The sequence below is a fragment of the Aurantiacibacter arachoides genome (genome assembly GCF_009827335.1).
Lineage (GTDB): Bacteria > Pseudomonadota > Alphaproteobacteria > Sphingomonadales > Sphingomonadaceae > Alteraurantiacibacter > Alteraurantiacibacter arachoides.
Genome location: NZ_WTYH01000001.1, coordinates 758,784 through 778,961, shown reverse-complemented (window position 1 = coordinate 778,961; position 20,178 = coordinate 758,784). Strand labels below are relative to the sequence as shown.

The window sequence follows — 20,178 nt, the reverse complement described above, 5'->3', positions numbered from 1 at the left end:
CCAGGTCTAGGCCAAGTCGGAACAACTCCGGCTGCGCGGATTATCATTCTATAGCGTCGCCTAAAATGCCAAACGCTATTGCGAACCGTTAGCATAAACTATCCGCTCTGTGCGGTTGCATTGCCCAAGGCACGGGACTAGGGCGGGCGGCAAATTCGGTACGCGGCTTCCTACGAGGCGCAAGGTCGCGTGCCTGGAAGGTTGCTTTCGATGCGCCCGGAAAAAGGACACCCAACCTTCATGGCACGCAAGAAAATCGCCCTGATCGGCGCCGGCATGATCGGCGGAACGCTCGCTCACCTCGCCGCCAAGGCTGAAATGGGCGACATCGTCCTGTTCGACATCGCCGAGGGGATGCCGCAGGGCAAGGCGCTCGATCTGGCGCAGTGCGGCCCGGTCGAAGGCTTCGACGCGAAGATCACCGGCACCAACGACTATGCCGACATCGCCGGTGCAGACGTGGTGATCGTCACCGCCGGCGTGCCGCGCAAGCCGGGCATGAGCCGCGACGACCTGCTCGGCATCAACCTCAAGGTGATGAAAGCCGTGGGCGAAGGCATCAAGGCCCACGCGCCGGACGCCTTCGTGATCTGCATCACCAATCCGCTCGACGCGATGGTGTGGGCATTGCGCGAGTTCTCCGGCCTGCCGCACAACAAGGTCGTGGGCATGGCGGGCGTGCTCGATTCCGCGCGCTTCGCCACCTTCCTCGCCTGGGAATTCGACGTTTCGGTAAAGGACGTGAACGCCTTCGTGCTCGGCGGCCACGGCGATACCATGGTGCCCGTCACCAGCTACACCACGATCAACGGCATTCCGGTAAAGGACATGGCCAAGATCAAGGGCGTTTCCGAAAGCCGCATCGACGAGATCGTTGACCGGACCCGCAAGGGCGGCGGTGAGATCGTCGGCCTGCTCAAGACCGGCAGCGCCTACTACGCCCCCGCCACCAGCGCGATCGCCATGGCCAAGGCCTACCTCGGCGACCAGAAGCGCGTGCTCCCCGTCGCCGCCTATGTCGATGGCAAGTACGGTCTCGACGGGCTCTACGTCGGCGTCCCTGCGGTAATCGGCGCGGGCGGCATCGAGGACGTGGTCGAGATCACGCTGTCGGACGATGAACGCGCCAACCTCAAGACCTCGACCGACGCGGTGGAGGAACTGCTCGAAGCGTGCAAGAACCTTGATGGAGACCTCGCATGAGCATCCTCGTAGACAAGAACACCAAGGTCATCACCCAGGGGATGACCGGCAACACCGGTACCTTCCACACCCAGCAGGCGCTCGATTACGGCACGCAGATGGTCGCGGGCGTAACCCCCGGGAAGGGCGGCAGCGAGCATCTCGGTCTGCCGCAGTTCGATACCGTGCGTGAGGCGCGCGAAGCCACTGGCGCCGACGCCACCGTCATTTACGTGCCGCCGCCGTTCGCCGCTGACGCCATCTGCGAGGCGATCGAGGCCGAGGTGCCGCTGATCGTGACGATCACAGAAGGCATCCCGGTGCTCGACATGGTGCGTGCCAAGGCCGCGCTGCGGGGCTCGCGCTCCCGCCTGATCGGGCCGAACTGCCCCGGCGTGCTGACGCCCGGCGAGTGCAAGATCGGCATCATGCCCGGCTCCATCTTCCAGAAGGGCAGCGTCGGCGTCGTCAGCCGCTCGGGCACGCTCACCTACGAGGCCGTGCACCAGACCACCGCCGTCGGCCTCGGCCAGACGACCGCTGTCGGCATCGGCGGCGATCCGGTCAACGGCACCAACTTCATCGACGTGCTCGACCTGTTCCTGGACGACGACGCCACCCAGTCGATCATCATGATCGGCGAGATCGGCGGCAGCGCCGAGGAAGAGGCGGCCGAGTTCATCAAGGCGGAGCGCGCCAAGGGCCGTTACAAGCCGATGGTCGGCTTCATCGCCGGGCGCACGGCCCCTCCGGGCCGCCGCATGGGCCATGCCGGTGCCATCGTTTCCGGCGGCAAGGGCGGCGCTGACGACAAGATCGCGGCGATGGAAGATGCCGGCATTCGCGTGGCACAGTCGCCCAGCGAGCTTGGCACGACGCTCGATGCCTTGCTGAAAGAGCTGGCCTGACGGAACTGGCGCGGTCGCCAGACGCTCCTCTCTTTGTGAGACACGATCATGGGTAAAGAGCCGGACACCTTCATTCCCGCGATGCCAGCGCAGGACGGGCCACAGGCAGGCCCCAGCTGGGGCAATGCGCGCTGGCCGCTGACCGATGGCCAAGGCGACCTGACGGCTGCGCTCGACCCGACCGAGCTTGCCATCGTGGTCAAGCAGGAGGCGGCCAAGGCGGGCAAGCCCACCGACGAAGCTTCGCTGGAAAAGGCGGCGGACGATTCCAACCGCGCGATGATGCTGATCCGCTCGTTCCGCGTGCGCGGGCACCTGGCGGCAAATCTCGACCCCCTCGGCCTCTCGCATCGCGCCATCCCCGACGATCTGACGCTGAAAGGCCACGGTTTCGAAGGGCAGGAAGCGCTGGAGGTCTACATAGGCGGCGTGTTCGGCTTTGGCTGGGTAACCATCCGCGACCTCTACACGGCGCTGACCGACACCTATTGCGGCAATGTCGGCCTGGAATACATGCACATTTCCGACGTGGAGGAGAGGCGCTTCCTGCAGGAACGTTTCGAAAGCCCGGAGGAGACGATCCAGTTCACGCCGGAAGGCAAGCGTGCCATCCTGCAGGCCGTGATCCGCGGCGAGGAGTATGAACAGTACCTCGCCAAGAAGTACGTCGGCACCAAGCGCTTCGGGCTTGACGGCGGCGAGGCGATGATCCCGGCGCTGGAAGCCGTCATCAAGTACGGCGGCGCCACGGGCGTGCGCGAGATCATCTACGGCATGGCCCACCGCGGCCGGCTCAACGTGCTCGCCAACGTGATGGCGAAACCTTACCGTGTGATCTTCCACGAGTTTTCCGGCGGCAGCGCCAATCCGGACGACGTGGGCGGTTCAGGCGACGTGAAATACCACCTCGGCACCAGCACCGACCGCGAATTCGACGGCATCAAGGTGCACATGAGCCTGGTGCCCAACCCCTCGCACCTCGAGGCGGTCGACCCGGTCGTGCTTGGCAAGACCCGGGCGCAGCAGGCCATTCACGACGATCTCGGCAAGCACGACAAGGTGCTGCCCGTGCTGATCCATGGCGATGCCGCCTTTGCCGGGCAAGGCGTGGTGTGGGAATGCTTCGGCCTTTCCGGCGTGCGCGGTTACGCCACGGGTGGTTGCATCCATTTCGTGGTGAACAACCAGATCGGTTTCACCACCAGCCCGAAGTTCGCGCGGTCATCCCCCTATCCGTCGGATGTCGCCAAGGGCATCCAGGCCCCCATCGTCCACGTCAACGGCGACGATCCGGAGGCCGTGACCTTCGCCTGCAAGCTGGCGATCGAATATCGCCAACGCTTCAAGCGCGACATCGTGATCGACATGTGGTGCTATCGCCGCTTCGGCCACAACGAGGGCGACGAGCCGAGCTTTACCCAGCCGCTGATGTACAAGGAAATCCGCAAGCATCCGCGGGTGTCGGAACTGTATTCCGAGCGTCTGAAGGCCGAGGGCGTCATCGACGCCGGCACCGCACCTGCCTTGCGCGGGGAATTCACCGCCCATCTCGATGCCGAGTTCGAAGCCGGAAAAAGCTACAAGCCCAACGATGTGGACTGGTTCGCCGGCCGGTGGAGCGGGTTGCACAAGCCCGCCGACCCGGAAACCGCGCGTCGCAACGTTGAAACGGCCATCCCGGCGAAGCTGTTCGACAGTCTCGGGCGCACGCTCACCACGGTTCCCGCCGATATCCAGATCCACAAGACACTTGGCCGCGTGCTCGACGCCAAGCGCGAGATGTTCGCCGGCGGCAAGGGCTTCGACTGGGCCACTGCCGAAGCGCTCGCATTCGGCAGCCTGGTGACCGAGGGATTCGGTGTCCGCCTGTCCGGCCAGGACAGCGGCCGCGGCACCTTCAGCCAGCGTCACGCCATCTGGATCGACCAGAACGACGAGCGCAAGTACATCCCCATCGCCACCCTGCCCCACGGCAAGTTCGAGGTCTACGATTCCACGCTGAGCGAATTCGGCGTGCTCGGCTTCGAATACGGTTTCGCGATGGCCGATCCCAAGACCCTCGTGCTGTGGGAAGCGCAGTTCGGCGATTTCGCAAACGGGGCGCAGGTCATCATCGACCAGTTCATCGCCGCGGGCGAGGCGAAATGGCTGCGCGCCAATGGTCTCGTCCTGCTGCTGCCGCATGGATACGAGGGCCAGGGACCGGAGCACTCGAGCGCCCGGCTCGAACGTTTCCTGCAATTGTGCGCCAACGACAATATCCAGGTGTGCAACATCACCAGCCCGGCCAACTACTTCCATGTGCTGCGCCGGCAGATGCTGCGCCCGTTCCGCAAGCCGCTCATCATCATGACGCCCAAGAGCCTGCTGCGCCATCCGGATGCCAAAAGCGACGCGCAGTTCTTCACCGGCGAAAGCCATTTCATGCGCATCCTGTCCGACAAGGTGGAGATCGCCGACGACAAGGTGCGCCGCCTCGTGCTGTGCAGCGGCAAGGTGGGCTACGACCTCATGCAGAAGCGGAACGAGGAGGGCATCGACGATGTCTCGATCGTGCGCATCGAGCAGTTGTACCCGTTCCCCGGTGAACCGCTGACCGCGCGCCTGAAGCGCATGACCGGCCTGGAAGAAGTCGTCTGGTGCCAGGAAGAACCAAAGAACAACGGCGCCTGGTTCTTCGTCGAAAGCCGTATCGAGGAATCTCTCGCCGACGCCGGGCACGAGGGGATGCGTCCGTGTTATGCCGGCCGCGAGCCCGGCGCATCGCCCGCCACGGGTTTTGCCAAGCGTCACCAGGCGCAGCAGGAATCGCTCGTTTCGGTCGCGCTCGGCCTCTCCACGCGCGGCAAGACGGCGCTCGAATGTGCCGGTCGCCGCAACACCGCCAACGATCTGGGAAGCAAGTAGATGTCCACCGAAGTCAAGGTCCCCACGCTGGGCGAATCAGTCACCGAGGCCACCATTGGCGAATGGCTGAAGCAGCCGGGTGACAGCGTGGCGGTGGACGAACCGATCGCCAGCCTGGAAACAGACAAGGTCGCGGTGGAGGTGCCCTCGCCCGTTGCCGGACGTCTTGAATCCCACGCGGTGGAGGTTGGTGCCACTGTCGAGGTGGGCGCCCTGATCGCGATCATCACCGAGGGCGATGCCGCCCCCGCCAAGGCACCGGCCGCCCAGCCCAAGGCTGACGAGACGCTCGCCGACAAGCAGAGCTCGGCCGAAAGCGCGGCTCTGCCGGACGAAAAGGTTGCGACGTCTGACGCCCCGGCGGAGGCTCAGGCAGGTGACAACGGCGCCGTTACCATGTCCCCCGCCGTGCGCCGCGCGGTGATCGAGCATGGCGTCGATCCGACCGGCATCAAGGGCACCGGCAAGGACGGTCGGCTGACCAAGGAAGACGTGCTGGCCGCAGCCCAGGCCCGGAAGGCCGCGCCCGCCGACACGTCCACACAGGCCACCCCCGCCCCGTCGCCGGCGTCAGCTGCCGCTCCGGTGAGCAAGGGTGAGCGCCGGGAAGAGCGCGTCAAGATGACGCGGATGCGCCAGACCATCGCCCGCCGCCTGAAAGGCGCGCAGGAAGAAGCGGCGCTGCTCACCACGTTCAACGATTGCGACATGACCGCCGTGATCGCGGCGCGTGAGGCGTACAAGGACCTGTTCGCCAAGAAGCACGGCATCAAGCTCGGCTTCATGAGCTTCTTCGCCAAGGCCGCGGCGCTGGCGCTGAAGGACGTGCCCTCGGTCAACGCCTACATCGATGGCGACGAGATCGTCTATCACGACTACGTCGATCTGTCGGTGGCGGTCAGCGCCCCCAACGGTCTGGTCGTGCCGGTCGTCCGCTCGATCGATGCGATGAGCTTTGCCGAGATCGAGCTGGCCATTGCCGACTTCGGCAAGCGCGCGAAGGAAGGCACGCTGACGATGGCCGACATGTCCGGCGGCACGTTCACCATTTCCAATGGCGGCGTGTTCGGTTCGCTGATGTCGACCCCGATCATCAATCCGCCGCAAAGCGCCGTGCTCGGTCTCCACCGCATCGAGGACCGGCCCGTCGCCCGTGATGGCGAAGTGGTGATCCGCCCGATGATGTATCTTGCGCTGTCCTACGATCACCGCATCATTGACGGGCGCGAGGCTGTGACGGCATTGAAGATCATGAAGGAGGCGATCGAGGATCCGATGCGGATGCTGATCGACCTGTGATTGGCCAGAGGGCCCCATGACAACGCACAAGCAAGTTCTGCTGTTGATTGCCTGTCTGGTATCATTGCCGGGGTGTGATGCTGCGACCCAGATCGCCGGTGACGCCCTGGAAGGTGAGATCGGCAACGCGGTCACCGCGCAATGCCTGCAGGTTGCCGAAAGTGCGGGCATCGTCGCCGGTCGGGTGGCGCAGGTTTGCGAGTGCACGGCGAACGCCTTTGTTACCGATCCCGACCTGACCATCGAAGATGCCAGTCCCCAGCGGATAGAAGGCATCGTCAATCAATGTGCGACTGAGACCGGCGGCGCGGCCGGGTCAGTCAGCGATACGCTGCCAGCGGAGTAAGCAAAGTGGCTGAACAAACTTACGACTACGACGTCCTCGTTATCGGTGCCGGCCCCGGCGGCTATGTCGCCGCGATCCGGGCGGCGCAGCTGGGGCTGAAGGTCGCCTGCGCGGACAGCCGGGAGACCCTGGGCGGCACCTGTCTCAACGTCGGTTGTATTCCCTCCAAGGCCATGTTGCACGCGAGCGAGTATTACGATGCCGCCGCCAACGGCGCGATGGAAGCGATGGGCATCGAGGTAACGCCCAGGCTCAACATGGAAAAGCTGCACGGCCAGCGCATCGAAGCGGTCGACAGCCTGACGAAGGGCATCGCGTTCCTGTTCAAGAAGAACAAGGTCGAGTGGAAGAAGGGCCACGCCACCTTCCAGGATCCGCACACAGTGAAGGTGGGCGATGAGACGGTCACCGCGAAGAACGTGGTCATCGCCACCGGCTCCAGCGTTACCCCGCTGCCGGGCATCGAGGTGGACAATTCCAGGTTCGTGGTGGTCGATTCCACCGGTGCGCTGGAGCTGCCCAAGGTGCCCGGGCACATGGTCGTGATCGGCGCGGGCGTGATCGGGCTGGAGCTGGGCAGCGTATGGCGGCGTCTCGGCGCGAAGGTGACCTGCGTCGAATATCTCGACGAGATCCTGCCAGGCATGGACGAGGATATCCGCAAGGAAGCGCGCAAGATCTTCAAGAAGCAGGGTATCGAATTCAGGCTGGGCACCAAGGTCACCGGCTGCACGGTAGCGGGCGACACGGCCACGCTGGCGATGGAGCCCGCCGCCGGCGGCGCGGCCGAGACGCTGGATGCGGATTGTGTGCTGGTTTCCATCGGTCGCAAGCCGAATACCGACAAGCTTGGCCTCGAGGCCATCGGCCTGGACGTGAACAAGCGCGGCCAGGTCGAGACCGATCATGAATTTCGCACCAAGGTGGACGGCGTCTGGGCCATTGGCGACGTCATCCCCGGCCCCATGCTCGCCCACAAAGCCGAGGACGAAGGCATCGCGGTGGCCGAGAACATTGCCGGACAGACGGGCATCGTGAACCACGATGTGATCCCCAGCGTCGTCTACACCTGGCCCGAGATCGCGGGCGTCGGCCTGACCGAGGCACAGGCGAAGGATGCCGGGCACACGGTGAAGACGAGCAAGTTCCCCATGATGGCGAACAGCCGCGCCAAGACCAACCATGAACCCGACGGCCTGGTGAAAATCATCGCCGATGCCGAAACTGATCGCGTGCTCGGCGTCTGGGCCATCGCCAGCGTCGCGGGCACGATGATTGCCGAAGCCGCGCTGGCGCTGGAGTTCGGTGCGACGAGCGAGGACATCGCCTACACCTGCCACGCCCACCCCACGCACTCGGAGGCGATGAAGGAAGCCGCGATGGGCGTCCAGGGCAAGCCGATCCACATCTGACATGACCCTGCGGGAGCGCCTGCCCGCCGTCCTTGCGCTGGCGATCCCCGTGCTCGCTGGCGCGGCGTGGATGGCGATGAGCGGCGCCCCCAGCCATTACCCGCTGACAAATCTCGGCGCGCTTGGACTGGCGATTGCATGGATCCTGCTGGGTCGCGGCCCGCATACAGCGCCCAGCCGCCATATCCTCGCGGGCGCCCTTCTGGCCGTCATGGTCGCGGCGGTATGGATCGGTCCGGAGCTGGCCTCGATCACCGCGCACCCGGTTCGCCGGTGGTTTCCGTTCGGCCCGCTGGCGCTGCACACGGGGATGCTGACCACCCCGCCGCTGGCGATCCTTGCCGCCCGCAACCGCGCACTCGCCGCGCCGCTGCTGTTGGCCGGCGTTGGCGCGGCGCTGTTGCAGCCTGATGCAGCGACCGGCTTCGCATTGACCTTTGCCGCCGTGGGGCTGCATCATGTCAATCGCGACTGGCAGGTGGGCGTCGCGGCGATCGTGGCTTTCTTCGCGTCGCTGTGGATGGCCGTTCGCGGCGAGCTGGCGCCGCGCGAGTGGGTAGAGAATGTCCTCACCCAGGCCGCAACGGTCAGTGTGCTGATGGCTGTGTTGCTTGCCGTCAGCCTGGCTGCCGCTTTCGCGCTTATCCTGTTTGCCGTGCCGTTCGACCGGGCGAAACGCTTTACTCTCGCCGGTCTGTTCTTCGGCTTTTGCGTTTGCGCCCTGATGGCCCCTTACCCCACGCCGCTGATCGGCTATGGTGCCGCCCCGATACTGGGTTTTGGCCTGGCTCTGGGCTTGCACAGGATACCGCTCCGTTGACAGAACTCTCGCCATTTCATCTCGCCTTTCCTGTCCACGACCTTGCCGCTGCGCGCGCGTTCTGGGGTGGTGTCATGGGCTGCCCCGAAGGGCGCTCATCGGATGACTGGGTGGACTTCGACTTCTACGGCCACCAGATCGTCGCGCACCAGGTCCCCTCCGTCGTGGCCAAGGGGGGGCACGGCACCAACCCAGTCGACGGGCATGATGTGCCGGTGCCGCATTTCGGCATCGTGCTTGGCCTGGCGGATTGGAAGGCGCTGGCCGAGCGGCTGACCGCTGCGGGAGTCGCCTTTCAGATCGCGCCCCACGTCCGTTTCGAAGGCCAGCCGGGAGAGCAGGCGACGATGTTCTTCACCGATCCCAGCGGCAACGCCATCGAGATGAAGGCCTTTGCCGATCGAACCAAGCTGTTCGCCACGCAGTAGTCCGGTGGGCCAGCAACGTCTCATGCGCCGCTTTGCCAGATGGCATATCTGGCTGGGCTGGCTGGTCGGCCTTCCCATCGTAATGTGGACGGTCTCCGGCCTCGTCATGATTATCCAGCCGATAGAAAGCGTGCGCGGATCGGACCGGCGCCTGGAATTGCCTCCTGTCGCCGCCGATGGACTGGTGCTGCCGCAGCTGACTGGCCCGGTGCGCAGCGTCACCTTGCAGAATTTCGTCGACGGTGCCGGGTGGATCGTGGTGGAGGACGATGGCGGGCGCTATCGCTATTCGGCCAGCGACGGCAGCCTTTACAATCCCGTGGGCGAAACCGCGGCGCGCGAAATCGCGCAGGCGACCTTCACCGGGGATGCCGCCCTGGAAGGCATGACCTATTTCCCCGCGGACGAGGTGCCCCGCGATTTTCGCAACCCAGTGAACGTGTGGCAGGCGCGGTTTGCGGACGACACCAACCTCTACATCAACGCCCAGACCGGCGAGGTGCAGGCAGTGCGTACCGGATGGTGGCGGATTTACGATTTCTTCTGGGGCCTGCACATCATGGATCTGGAAACGCGCGACCTGGAGGGGCAGGCGCCCTTCAACCACTGGGTACTTGTCGTGTTTGCCGCGCTCAGCGTGGCAGGATCGCTGATCGGGTGCACGCTGATGTTCCGCCGGCGCAAGGCGAAGTTGGCGGTGACGGGACCATGATGACCTTTCCTGCAGCCATCGCGGCGCCCGTCCTGCCGCCTTTCGTCGATCTGGCCGGCACGGCGGTGTTCGCGCTGTCAGGCGCGCTGATGGCGGCACGGCTCAACCAGACGTTCGTCACCTGCGCCTTTTTTGCGCTGGTGACAGGCGTCGGCGGCGGATCGGTGCGCGACCTGTTGCTCGGCCAGCCGGCGTTCTGGCTGCGGGATTTCTGGATCGCCCCGGTGATCCTCGTCACCGCGACCATAGCGTGGTGGCTGCCTTCGAAATGGTGGAGCGGCCGCTGGCTGGAATGGGCAGACGCCATCGGACTGGCAGCCTTTGCAGCGCTCGGCACGGCCAAGGCGCTGGCCTTCGATGTCGCGCCACTCGCGGCGGTAATCCTGGGCGTGGTGACGGGATGTGTGGGCGGCATAATCCGCGATGTCATCGCAGGCGTGCCGTCCATCCTCATGCGGCCGGAGCTCTACGTCACCGCCGCCGCGCTGGCGGCTGCACTATGCGCCGGGCTGTTGCTGATCGGCGTGGCCCAGCCGCTCGCCATGGCCATCGCCGCTCTGGCAGGGTTTGCCCTGCGCGGCGCGGCGATGATCTGGCGCATCGAACTGCCCGCCTATTCGCGCGAGGCGTAGTGCAAGGGTTGGGGCGCGGGAATGGGCCTATCCGCCGCGCATACCAATCCTACCGTGTCCCGCCTCAGGCGAAAAGACGAGGCGGCCCAGGCTGCTATCAGCCTGGACCGCCTCGTTCTCAAGTCATCGTATCGATGCTGTCTGCCGGCCTCAAAGACCGCGGATACCGCTGAAATCGATCCCCACCACGCGGCCGTTGCGATAGTCACACTCGAAGCGACCCTCGTCCCAGCCCTGGTTCCGATTGCCGCGACTGTAATCGCGGTAGCCATACCGGCTGCGACGGTCGGCGTAACGATAGTCGTCGCGAACGGCGATGCGGCCCTTGACCTCGTACCCGCGATTTTCACGGTCGATGTCGGCAATTTCGTAAACCTCCGCACGGCTGCCGAGTCGTCGCTGGGCATACTGTTCGGCAGCCCCGACACACTGTTCCACCGCCCGGCGGCTCGACTGCTGGCCATAGCCATCATACCCGTTGCGATAGTCGCCGTAGCGGCTGTCGTTGTAGCGATAGTCGCGGCTGTCGCGATACCGATAGTCGTCGTAGCGGTCGTTGCGGCCAGAGCCGAGGATAGCAGCAAGGCCACCGAGAATAACCGCGCCCGCAATGATCTCGCCGGCACCGATGCCGTCGTCATCACGGTCGCGCCAGCGATCCTGCGCGGCGGCGGGGGCAGCGGCCGAGAGCGTCATCGCGCCAGCCGCAAGGGTGGCAAACGTTCCTTTGGCCATGGCTTTCAACTTTGTCATCGGGCGTCTCCTTCACTGGCAGCGCGTTCTCCACCGCCTTGATGAGATGGTCTAGCGCGAGTCTCGTGAGACGAGGCTGAACTTTGGTGTTAGGAAATATTCAGGAAGGAACCGCTTTTCCTGAATGGGCCATCTCGATTACCGAACCTCGCCATGCGCAAAAAGTAAGGGCCGGAAGATCGCTCTCCCGGCCCTTCGCTTGTCTCGTACCGAGTGCGACTTACGCGTCTTCGAACTCTTCCTCGTTAATCACCGGACCCGAATCCTGGCCCTTGGCGGCGACATCGCGGTCGACGAATTCGATGATGGCCATCTGCACCGCGTCGCTCTGGCGGATGCCGGCGCGGATGATGCGGGTGTAGCCGCCTTCACGGTCGGCGTAGCGGGCGGCCAGAACGTCGAACAGCTTGATGAGCTGCGCATCGTCCAGCAGGCGGGCGTGCGCCAGGCGACGGTTGGAAAGGCCACCGCGCTTGGCGAGGGTCACCAGCTTTTCCACGTAAGGACGCAGTTCCTTCGCCTTGGCGACGGTGGTGGTGATCTGCTCGTGCTTGATCAGCGCCGCCGCCATGTTGCGGAACAATGCCGTGCGGTGCTGGCTCTTGCGGCTGAGCTTGCGGCCCTTGATACCATGACGCATTTCTTTGTACTCCGTTCGAAAAGGGGCCGTCTAAGGTACCCCAGTGCTGGCGGCGCTTAAGGGTGCGCCGCCCAAACCCTGTTAGCCGAGCAGTTCCTGTTCGAGCTTCTTGGCCATTTCCTCGATGTTCTCGGGCGGCCATCCGGGGATGTCCATGCCGAGGCGCAGGCCCATGCTGGAAAGCACTTCCTTGATTTCGTTCAAGGACTTGCGACCGAAGTTGGGCGTACGCAGCATCTCGGCCTCGGTCTTCTGGACCAGGTCGCCGATGTAGATGATGTTGTCGTTCTTGAGGCAATTGGCCGAACGCACCGACAGCTCCAGCTCGTCGACCTTTTTGAGGAGGTAACGGTTGAGCTGGTTGGTGTCGCTTTCCTGCGGCTCGGCGGCGACGCCGATCATGGCGCTCTGCGGCTGCGGGATACCGTCCTCGAAGTGGACGAACAGCGTCAGCTGGTCCTGCAGGATGCGAGCGGCGTAGGCCACGGCATCTTCAGGCGTGACGGTGCCGTCGGTCTCGATGGTCAGCGACAGCTTGTCAAAGTCCAGTTCCTGGCCGACGCGAGCGTTCTCGACCTTGTAGCTGACCTGCTTGATCGGCGAGTAGAGCGAGTCGATCGGGATGAGGCCAATCGGCGCATCCACCGGCCGGTTCGACACGGCGGGCACGTAACCCTTGCCGCTGTCGGCCGTCAGTTCCATGTTCAGCGTCGCGCCTTCGTCGAGGTGGCAGATCACCAGATCCTTGTTCAGGACCTCGATGTCGCCGGTCACCGCGATATCGCCGGCGGTGACTTCACCCGGGCCAGTGGCCGAAAGCTGCAGGCGCTTGGCGCCCTCGCCTTCCATCTTTAGCGCGATCTGCTTCACGTTGAGGACGATGTCGGTCACGTCCTCGCGCACGCCAGCCAGGCTGGAAAACTCGTGCAGCACGTTTTCGATCTTGATCGAGGTGATCGCAGCACCCTGCAGGCTGGACAGCAGCACACGGCGCAGGGCGTTGCCGAGCGTCAGGCCGTAGCCGCGCTCGAGCGGCTCGGCCACGAAGGTAGCCTTGCGCTTCTTGTCGCTGCCTTCCTTGACCTCGAGGGTGTTGGGCTTCTTGAGTTCCTGCCAGTTCTTGGTGTTGACGGACATGGACTTCCCCTAGTTAGGATTTCTGGCGCAAAGGCCGCGGAGCGCTGGTGCGCCGCGGCCGATGCGAATGACTGGTTGCGGAAGATGCCTCCCGCGGCAGGCTTCGATCAGACGCGGCGGCGCTTGGAAGGCCTCACGCCGTTGTGGGGGATCGGGGTCACGTCGCGGATCGAGGTGATGGTGAAACCCACCGCCTGCAATGCGCGCAAGGCGCTTTCGCGGCCCGAACCCGGACCCTTGATCTCCACCTCGAGGGTGCGCACACCGTGCTCGGCGGCCTTCTTGCCCGCATCGTCGGCAGCGACCTGCGCGGCATAGGGCGTCGACTTGCGGCTGCCCTTGAAGCCCATCGCACCGGCACTGGACCAGCTGATGGCATTGCCCTGCGCGTCGGTGATGGTGATCATGGTGTTGTTGAAGCTGGCGTTGACATGCGCCACGCCACTGGAGATGTTCTTCTTGTCACGGCGCCGGATACGGCCTGGTTCGCGTGCCATCGTTCAAATTCCTCGTGTCTCGAAAGAAGGGAAAAGCTGCGGGGCGACAAGCCCCGACGGCTTACTTCTTCTTGCCGGCGATCGGCTTGGCCTTGCCCTTGCGGGTGCGGGCGTTGGTGTGGGTGCGCTGGCCGCGAACGGGCAGGCCCTTGCGATGACGCAGGCCGCGATAGCAGGCGAGGTCCATGAGGCGCTTGATGTTCATCGCGGTATCGCGACGAAGATCGCCTTCCACCTGAAAATCGGAATCGATCGTTTCACGGATCTGCAACACCTCGGCGTCGGTCAAGTCCTGCACGCGGCGGGCATGATCGATGCCGAGCTTGTCGACGATCTTGGTCGCCGTGGCGGGGCCGATACCGTGAATGTAGGTGAGCGCCACGATAACGCGCTTGTTGGTTGGGATGTTGATCCCGGCAATACGAGCCACTTACTTCTCCATGCTCCACAGGGCATTACGGCTTTCGAGGGCCGACCCTATCTCATCGCGGTTCCATTCGACCGCCGCTCACGAAAGCCATGCCGAAGGCGCGCACAAGGCTGCCGCTAGCAAGAAAATCCGATCGCGATGGACGAATGAAGTGCGCAGATAGGGTGATTCCCCCTCCGCGTCAACCGGCTGTGTCAACAGGCCGAAGCGGGCCAGCGGCATGGCCACTGAGCGTCGCGTTTCGATGCTGCGGTCCGGATCTAGCGCGAAACCGCGCGAAAGTCAAAAGCCGTCAGTTCCCCTACGGCTGAACCGCCCCACCCTCGGCATTGCCGGCCCTGGCGGCCACGGCGGTGCCCAGGCGCCCGAGTTGCTCGCTCATGACCATGTCAACGACCGGTGCTATCTCGGGCAGGGAGAATCGCGAGAACCCGGCGACCACATAGGACCATTCTACCCGGGTGCCCGCGCCCTCTGCGTCAAGCTCTATGGTCAGCGTTCCTGTCAACGCCTCGCCCTGAAGCGGACCAAAGGCGCCTGACAGGCGCAGCATCTGACCGGACGCGGTGCGGATCACCCGCGCGTGTTCGACAAAGGCGAGATCCTCGATCGCGTCTTCCGGCGTGCCGCTGACGATTTCGCAGAAGCAACCGCCCGGACCAAAGGTGAGGAACAGTTGGTCGGCACTGCCATACCAGCTGTGTTCGGGGTTCCAGTAGAGCGCGGGGCGGACGAGCGTATCCCACACCTCGGCGGGAGACGCTGGGATCGTGATGGTATCCCGCGTCGCAAAGCCACCGTCTCCGCTGGCCACGACATCGGCCGAGGCAGGCGCGGCGATCGTCAACCCGAGCGCGGCAAGGGCAAAGGACGTGGCTTTCATGGCAATGTCTTCCGGATGTTGCACGCGGGAATAGCGGCAGGATCAGCCGGAGGCCAACACCTTCTCGATCGCGCTGGTCACATCGTCAATCGGCGCCATGCCATCGACGCGGTGAACGATGCCGCGCGCTTCGTAGCCTGGCAGGATCGGCGCGGTCTTGGCGCGATACTCGGCCATGCGCGTGCGTACCGTGTGCTCGTTATCGTCAGGTCGGCGCTTGAATTCCGCACCACCGCACTTGTCGCACGTCCCTGCAACCTTCGGCTGCTTGTAGCGGTCGTGATACCCTTCGCCGCAGGTCGCGCAGGTAAAGCGGCCGGTAATGCGATCGACGAGGGCGTCCTCATTCACCGACAGCTCGATCACGTGGTGCAGGTGGCGATCATGGCGAGACAAGATTTCGTCAAGCGAGTCCGCCTGCGCCGCAGTACGCGGATAGCCATCGAAGATTGCCCCCACCGCATCGCCCATGGCGAGCAATTCGGCATCGATCAGCGCCGAGACGATCGCGTCGGAGACCAGTTCGCCGCGTTCCATGATGGCCTTGGCCTGCACGCCGATCGGCGTCTGCGCCTTGACCGCCGCGCGCAGCATGTCGCCGGTCGAAAGCTGGCGCATGCCGTGATGTTCGACCAGGCGATTGGCCTGGGTGCCCTTGCCGGCACCGGGAGGCCCGAGGAGAATGATATTCATTGCCGCGCGAATCCCCTGTCGAACCAACCGTGCCAACCAAGCCTTCTGGCTAGACTAGCGCAGGCGACCCTTCAACTTCGCCTTCTTGATCAGATCGCCGTACTGGTGCGCCAGCAGGTGCGACTGGATCTGGCTGATGGTGTCGACCGTCACGTTCACCACGATCAACAGGCTGGTGCCGCCGAGGAACAGAGGGATGCCCGTTTGCGCGATGCCCCATTCGGGAATGACGCATACCAGTGTCAGATAGATGGCACCGATCACCGTGATCCGCGTGAGGACATAGTCAAGATATTCGGCGGTGCGCTTGCCCGGACGGATGCCGGGGATGAACCCACCCTGCTTCTTCAGGTTGTCAGCCGTGTCCTCCGGGTTGAACACGACCGCGGTGTAGAAGAAGGCGAAGAAGATGATGCCGGCAGCATAAAGCGCCATGTACAGCGGCTGCCCGTGCGCCAAGTACTGGTTGAGGCTCTGCACGAACGCACCGGTGCTGGTCGTCGTGTCGATCGAGTTGCCGGCGAACTGGGTAATCGTCAGCGGCAGCAGCAGCAGCGAGCTGGCAAAAATCGGCGGAATGACGCCCGCGGTATTGAGCTTCAACGGCAGGTGGCTGCGATCGGCCTGCATGCCGCCGCGCTGCGTGGCGCGCTTGGGATACTGGATCAGCAGACGACGCTGTGCGCGCTCGAAGAAACAGATCACGAGGATCAGCCCCACAAGCATCACGATGAAGCCACCGATCACCACGCCGCTGATCGACCCGGTGCGGCCGCCTTCGAAAAGGTTCGCGGTAAACGTCGGGAACTGGGCGACAATGCCCGCCATGATGATGAGCGATACGCCGTTGCCGATGCCGCGACTGGTGATCTGCTCGCCCAGCCACAGCAGGAACATCGTGCCGCCCACGAGGTTGATGACCGCGACGATGCGGAACATCACGCCCGGTTCGACCACGGCGGCAAGCCCGCTTTGCGCAGCATAGGCCTCCAGGCCGCTGGCGAGGAACCAGCCCTGGATCGCGCACAAAAGTACGGTGCCGTAACGGGTATACTGATTGAGCTTCTTGCGCCCGGCCTCGCCTTCCTTCTTCAGCGCCATCAGGCTGGGGTGCAGCGAGGCGGCCATCTGGATGACGATCGAGGCCGTGATGTAAGGCATCACGCCAAGCGCGATCAGGCTCATGCGTTCAAGCGAGCCGCCCGAGAACATGTTGAACATGTCGAGGATACCGCCGCGGGTCTGATCGTAGAGATCGGACAGCGCAGCCGGGTTGACGCCCGGCAACGGCACGAAGCTGAGGAGACGGAAGACGATCAGCGCCCCGATCGTGAACCAGATGCGCTGCTTGAGCTCGGTCGCCTTGGAAAAGTTGGCGAAGCTCAGCGAGCTGGCGATATTGTCGGCGCGCGATGCCATAGAATGTGTTCGATCCTGGTCTGCCGCCGGTCCCTCCCGGCTTGAGGAAGGCTAGATAGGGAAGCGCGGGCCCGTTGTCGAACCCGCGCCTCGCTTTTCCTGTCAGGCCTTGGCCCTGTCGGCCTTCGCGGCCTTGTTGACCTCGCGGCGAGCGGTCTTCTTTTCGTGCTCGGACGGACCCCGGTCAATGATCTCGACCGAACCGCCGGCCTTCTCGACAGCCTCGATGGCGCCCTTCGACGCGCCGGCGACCTTGAACGCCAACTTGGCGGTAATCTCACCCTTGCCGAGCAGGCGCACGCCGTCCTTGCCACCGCGCGCCACGCCGGCCGCCTTCAGCGCCTCGTGGTCGAGCGTGCCATTCGCGTCCAGATTGCCAGCATCGATCAGTTTCTGGATCATGCCGACGTTGACCTCGGCATAGTCCTTGGAGAACGGATTGTTGAAGCCGCGCTTGGGAAGCCGCATGTGGAGCGGCATCTGGCCGCCCTCGAAGCCCTTGATGGCGACGCCCGAACGGCTCTTCTGGCCCTTCTGACCACGTCCGGCAGTCTTGCCCTTGCCCGAGCCGATACCGCGGCCCACGCGGATACGGCTCTTGCGGGCGCCTTCGTTGTCGCGGATGTCGTTAAGTTTCATGGTGTGCACTCGCTTTCGCTTTGTTCGCGCTGATAGGAAGGTGGCGCCTGTAGAGCCCCGTTGCCGATTTGTCACCAATGAATCGTGGTCAGGCAACAATCGCTTGCCGAGAGGCGTTTGCCCATGCGAGACAGGAGGACATTCCCCTAAAACGCTCGGAAACTACCTGCCATGGCAACAGCAACTCGGCTTGCACTCGTCCGTTCTTTAAGCCCACTTCGCCATCTTCGAGGCGGCGAACGGGCGGCACGCGCGCTCGTGCCGCAGGCGCCGAGCGACGAGATCGTCGTCGAGAATGACGGCATCAAAATTGAGTGTGACCTGACAAGCTATGTCGAGTGGCAAATCGCGGCGCTTAAGGGCTACGAGACGCGGCAGAAACAGCTTTTCCTTTCTCTGATACCACAAAAGAGAAGGAGGACTTTGCTAGATGTTGGCGCGAATATCGGCGGTCACAGCCTGACATTTGCTAAAGCCTTTAGCAATGTCGTCGCTTTCGAACCAAACCCAGCAATTTTTGAGAGGCTCGAAGCCAACATTGCGCGCAACCCCGGACTGAAGGTTGTGGCGATGCCGATGGGCCTTGCCGATCACGCCGACACGCTGATTTTCTACCAACCACCGCGTGGTTGCGGCGGACAAGGGGTGGGCAGCTTTGATCCTGATTTCGCGCCCAACGATGCAATCGAAGTTCGGCTACCAGTTGCACGCGGAGACGACGTTGTAAGAGAACAGAACTTGGGGCCCATCGACGCGATCAAAATCGATGTTCAGGGATTTGAACCGCAGGTCTTAATGGGCTTGGCCGAAACAATTACACGGGACAAGCCGGCCATTTGGGCGGAATTCTCTGAATCGACCTTAAAAGCGCTCGATGCCTACGGAACGCGGATGTCTGAGATCCTGGCAGGATATCGCATGTACAAGTTTGCACCGGCCCTCAAACTTGGCTTGATACATCAAGTAAGATTAGAGCCTTGCGACGGCGTCTTTTCCAGCGAAGAAGCCGACTACCTTTTCTTGCCGTCCGACATGGACAGCGAAGTGCGGGCCGCGTCACTATAACGCGGCCCGCCTAGAGGGTCAGTCGACGATCGTTACCATGTGCGGCAGCTTGCGCAGGGCACCACGAACCTCGGGGGTGTCCTGCACCTCCACGACCTTGTGCATCTTGTTGAGACCCAGGCCGATCAGCGTCTGCCGCTGATCCTTGGGTCGACGGATCGGCGAACCGATCTGCTTGATCTTGATGGTAGCCATGTCGTTTACTCCGCAATCGCCGCGGCTTCGGCTTCCGCCTCGACCGTGCTCGCGCCACCGCGGCCGAGCAGGTCAGCGACCTTCTTGCCACGACGCTGGGCCACCGACTTGGGCGACGACTGGTTCACCAGGGCGTCGAAAGTAGCGCGGATCATGTTGTAGGGGTTGCTGGTGCCGATCGACTTGGTGACCACGTCGTGGACACCCAGGCTTTCGAACACCGCGCGCATCGGGCCGCCGGCGATGATGCCGGTACCTGCCGGAGCCGAACGAACATTCACCCGGCCGGCGCCGAAATGGCCCTTGCCGTCGTGGTGCAGAGTGCGGCCTTCCTTGAGCGGAACGCGGATCATCTTCTTCTTGGCAGCGGCAGTCGCCTTGTTGATGGCCTCGGGCACTTCACGGGCCTTGCCGTGGCCGAAGCCGACGCGGCCCTTGCCGTCACCCACCACGACCAGCGCAGCGAAACCGAAGCGCTTGCCGCCCTTCACCACCTTGGCAACGCGATTGATATGGACGAGCTTCTCGATCAGCTCCTCACCACCATCGTCGTCTCCGCCGCGACCGCCACGGCGATCGTCACGGCCACCGCGACCACGGCCGCCACCATCACGGCCGCCACGGCCTGGACCGCCACCGCGGTTGTCGCCGCCACGTCCACCGCGATTGTCACCACGGCCTCCGCCACGTGCTTCACGCGGGTTGCCGTCGCCGGCCTGTGCGGCATCCTGGTTGATCGAAGCTTCGGTCTCGGCAGTCGTCGGGGTCGGGGTGGAACCCCCGTTGTCGACCTTGGTCGCCGCGTTATCGTTGGTGTTGTTCTCGTCGGCCATCATCAGAACTCCAGCCCGCCTTCGCGAGCGGCATCGGCCAGCGCCTTGACGCGACCATGGAACAGGAACCCGCCGCGATCGAACACGACAGTCGTCACGCCAGCCTTGACGGCGGCAGCGGCTACGTCCTTGCCGACCTTGGCAGCGGCATCGACGTTGGCGCCCGACGTATCACCGCCAAGCGTGCTGGCTGCCGCGATCGTGCGGCCGTCCGCATCGTCGATGACCTGCGCGTAGATATGCTTGCCGGTGCGGTGCACGGACAGGCGGGGCTTGCCGCCCGCACGCTTGCGCAATGCGGTGCGCACACGGCGGCGACGGCGTTCAAAGAGAGAGAGCTTTGCCATC

General features: G+C 64.0%; 23 protein-coding genes. 11 read left to right on the top strand and 12 right to left on the bottom strand.

The features are described 5' to 3' along the window. Window positions 1-240: 240 nt before the first annotated feature. The 10 genes from mdh to GRI62_RS03875 are packed head-to-tail and all read left to right on the top strand — an operon-like array spanning window position 241 to window position 10,646. A complete protein-coding gene (mdh, locus tag GRI62_RS03920) occupies window positions 241-1,203 on the top strand; it encodes a malate dehydrogenase (RefSeq protein ID WP_131452104.1) in 963 nt (320 codons plus the stop codon). After that, window positions 1,200-2,090 (top strand): succinate--CoA ligase subunit alpha, encoded by an 891-nt coding sequence (sucD, locus tag GRI62_RS03915; RefSeq protein WP_131452103.1) that lies wholly within the window; start codon window positions 1,200-1,202, stop codon window positions 2,088-2,090. The genes mdh and sucD overlap by 4 nt, the downstream gene beginning before the upstream one ends. A 48-nt stretch (window positions 2,091-2,138) precedes the next feature. After that, the gene (locus tag GRI62_RS03910; RefSeq protein WP_131452102.1) at window positions 2,139-4,997 is read left to right on the top strand and encodes a 2-oxoglutarate dehydrogenase E1 component; all 2,859 of its coding nucleotides are present in this window, start codon (window positions 2,139-2,141) and stop codon (window positions 4,995-4,997) included. Beyond that, complete coding sequence (odhB, locus tag GRI62_RS03905) at window positions 4,998-6,296, top strand: 2-oxoglutarate dehydrogenase complex dihydrolipoyllysine-residue succinyltransferase (RefSeq protein WP_131452101.1); 1,299 nt, start codon at window positions 4,998-5,000, stop codon at window positions 6,294-6,296. It begins immediately after the preceding gene. A 16-nt stretch (window positions 6,297-6,312) separates the two neighbouring features. Continuing rightward, complete coding sequence (locus GRI62_RS03900; protein ID WP_131452100.1) at window positions 6,313-6,642, top strand: hypothetical protein; 330 nt, start codon at window positions 6,313-6,315, stop codon at window positions 6,640-6,642. Window positions 6,643-6,647: 5 nt separating this feature from the next. Continuing rightward, the gene (gene lpdA / locus GRI62_RS03895; RefSeq protein WP_131452099.1) at window positions 6,648-8,054 is read left to right on the top strand and encodes a dihydrolipoyl dehydrogenase; all 1,407 of its coding nucleotides are present in this window, start codon (window positions 6,648-6,650) and stop codon (window positions 8,052-8,054) included. A 1-nt stretch (window position 8,055) separates the two neighbouring features. Then, on the top strand, window positions 8,056-8,874 hold the full coding sequence (locus tag GRI62_RS03890; protein ID WP_131452098.1) for a hypothetical protein: 819 nt from the start codon (window positions 8,056-8,058) through the stop codon (window positions 8,872-8,874). Continuing rightward, entirely contained in the window at window positions 8,871-9,302 is a 432-nt protein-coding gene (locus tag GRI62_RS03885) for a VOC family protein (protein ID WP_131452097.1), read from the top strand. Before GRI62_RS03890 ends, GRI62_RS03885 begins: the two co-directional genes overlap by 4 nt. A gap of 22 nt (window positions 9,303-9,324) precedes the next feature. Then, on the top strand, window positions 9,325-10,014 hold the full coding sequence (locus tag GRI62_RS03880) for a PepSY domain-containing protein (RefSeq protein WP_131453749.1): 690 nt from the start codon (window positions 9,325-9,327) through the stop codon (window positions 10,012-10,014). After that, window positions 10,014-10,646: a trimeric intracellular cation channel family protein gene (locus tag GRI62_RS03875; protein ID WP_131452096.1), complete on the top strand. Its 633-nt coding sequence runs from the start codon at window positions 10,014-10,016 to the stop codon at window positions 10,644-10,646. Before GRI62_RS03880 ends, GRI62_RS03875 begins: the two co-directional genes overlap by 1 nt. 150 nt (window positions 10,647-10,796) lie before the next feature. On the opposite strand, the gene GRI62_RS03870 is transcribed toward GRI62_RS03875, so the two are convergent. The 9 genes from GRI62_RS03870 to rplO all read right to left on the bottom strand — a co-directional run bounded on the left by GRI62_RS03870 (window position 10,797) and on the right by rplO (window position 17,737). Continuing rightward, on the bottom strand, window positions 10,797-11,399 hold the full coding sequence (locus GRI62_RS03870) for a hypothetical protein (protein WP_131452095.1): 603 nt from the start codon (window positions 11,397-11,399) through the stop codon (window positions 10,797-10,799). Window positions 11,400-11,619: 220 nt separating this feature from the next. Further along, window positions 11,620-12,039 carry a 50S ribosomal protein L17 gene (gene rplQ, locus GRI62_RS03865; RefSeq protein ID WP_131452094.1) on the bottom strand — a complete coding sequence of 140 codons (420 nt, stop codon included), beginning with the start codon at window positions 12,037-12,039 and terminating at the stop codon, window positions 11,620-11,622. 81 nt (window positions 12,040-12,120) lie between these two features. Then, entirely contained in the window at window positions 12,121-13,176 is a 1,056-nt protein-coding gene (locus tag GRI62_RS03860; RefSeq protein WP_131452093.1) for a DNA-directed RNA polymerase subunit alpha, read from the bottom strand. A 107-nt stretch (window positions 13,177-13,283) separates the two neighbouring features. Then, the gene (gene rpsK / locus GRI62_RS03855; RefSeq protein ID WP_131452092.1) at window positions 13,284-13,673 is read right to left on the bottom strand and encodes a 30S ribosomal protein S11; all 390 of its coding nucleotides are present in this window, start codon (window positions 13,671-13,673) and stop codon (window positions 13,284-13,286) included. 61 nt (window positions 13,674-13,734) lie between these two features. Further along, window positions 13,735-14,103 (bottom strand): 30S ribosomal protein S13, encoded by a 369-nt coding sequence (gene rpsM, locus GRI62_RS03850; RefSeq protein ID WP_131452091.1) that lies wholly within the window; start codon window positions 14,101-14,103, stop codon window positions 13,735-13,737. Window positions 14,104-14,404: 301 nt separating this feature from the next. Continuing rightward, window positions 14,405-14,986 carry an SRPBCC family protein gene (locus GRI62_RS03845; protein WP_131452090.1) on the bottom strand — a complete coding sequence of 194 codons (582 nt, stop codon included), beginning with the start codon at window positions 14,984-14,986 and terminating at the stop codon, window positions 14,405-14,407. 42 nt (window positions 14,987-15,028) lie between these two features. After that, window positions 15,029-15,679, bottom strand: coding sequence for an adenylate kinase (locus GRI62_RS03840; RefSeq protein WP_131452089.1), 651 nt, complete (start codon window positions 15,677-15,679; stop codon window positions 15,029-15,031). A 54-nt stretch (window positions 15,680-15,733) separates the two neighbouring features. Continuing rightward, on the bottom strand, window positions 15,734-17,098 hold the full coding sequence (gene secY / locus GRI62_RS03835; protein WP_131452088.1) for a preprotein translocase subunit SecY: 1,365 nt from the start codon (window positions 17,096-17,098) through the stop codon (window positions 15,734-15,736). 102 nt (window positions 17,099-17,200) lie between these two features. Further along, window positions 17,201-17,737: a 50S ribosomal protein L15 gene (rplO, locus tag GRI62_RS03830; RefSeq protein WP_131452087.1), complete on the bottom strand. Its 537-nt coding sequence runs from the start codon at window positions 17,735-17,737 to the stop codon at window positions 17,201-17,203. Between the two features lie 171 nt (window positions 17,738-17,908). Here rplO and GRI62_RS03825 point away from each other — a divergent pair, with 171 nt between their 5' ends. After that, window positions 17,909-18,802, top strand: coding sequence for an FkbM family methyltransferase (locus GRI62_RS03825; RefSeq protein ID WP_131452086.1), 894 nt, complete (start codon window positions 17,909-17,911; stop codon window positions 18,800-18,802). 18 nt (window positions 18,803-18,820) lie between these two features. Here GRI62_RS03825 and rpmD read toward each other — a convergent pair whose 3' ends face one another. From rpmD to rplR, 3 genes are read right to left on the bottom strand one after another with little or no spacing between them, the layout of a single operon-like run. Next, window positions 18,821-18,997, bottom strand: a complete 177-nt coding sequence (gene rpmD, locus GRI62_RS03820) for a 50S ribosomal protein L30 (protein ID WP_131452085.1) — start codon at window positions 18,995-18,997, stop codon at window positions 18,821-18,823. A gap of 5 nt (window positions 18,998-19,002) precedes the next feature. Beyond that, window positions 19,003-19,830 (bottom strand): 30S ribosomal protein S5, encoded by an 828-nt coding sequence (rpsE, locus tag GRI62_RS14500; protein ID WP_373283018.1) that lies wholly within the window; start codon window positions 19,828-19,830, stop codon window positions 19,003-19,005. A 2-nt stretch (window positions 19,831-19,832) separates the two neighbouring features. Beyond that, entirely contained in the window at window positions 19,833-20,177 is a 345-nt protein-coding gene (rplR, locus tag GRI62_RS03810; protein ID WP_131452083.1) for a 50S ribosomal protein L18, read from the bottom strand. Window position 20,178: the final 1 nt, after the last annotated feature.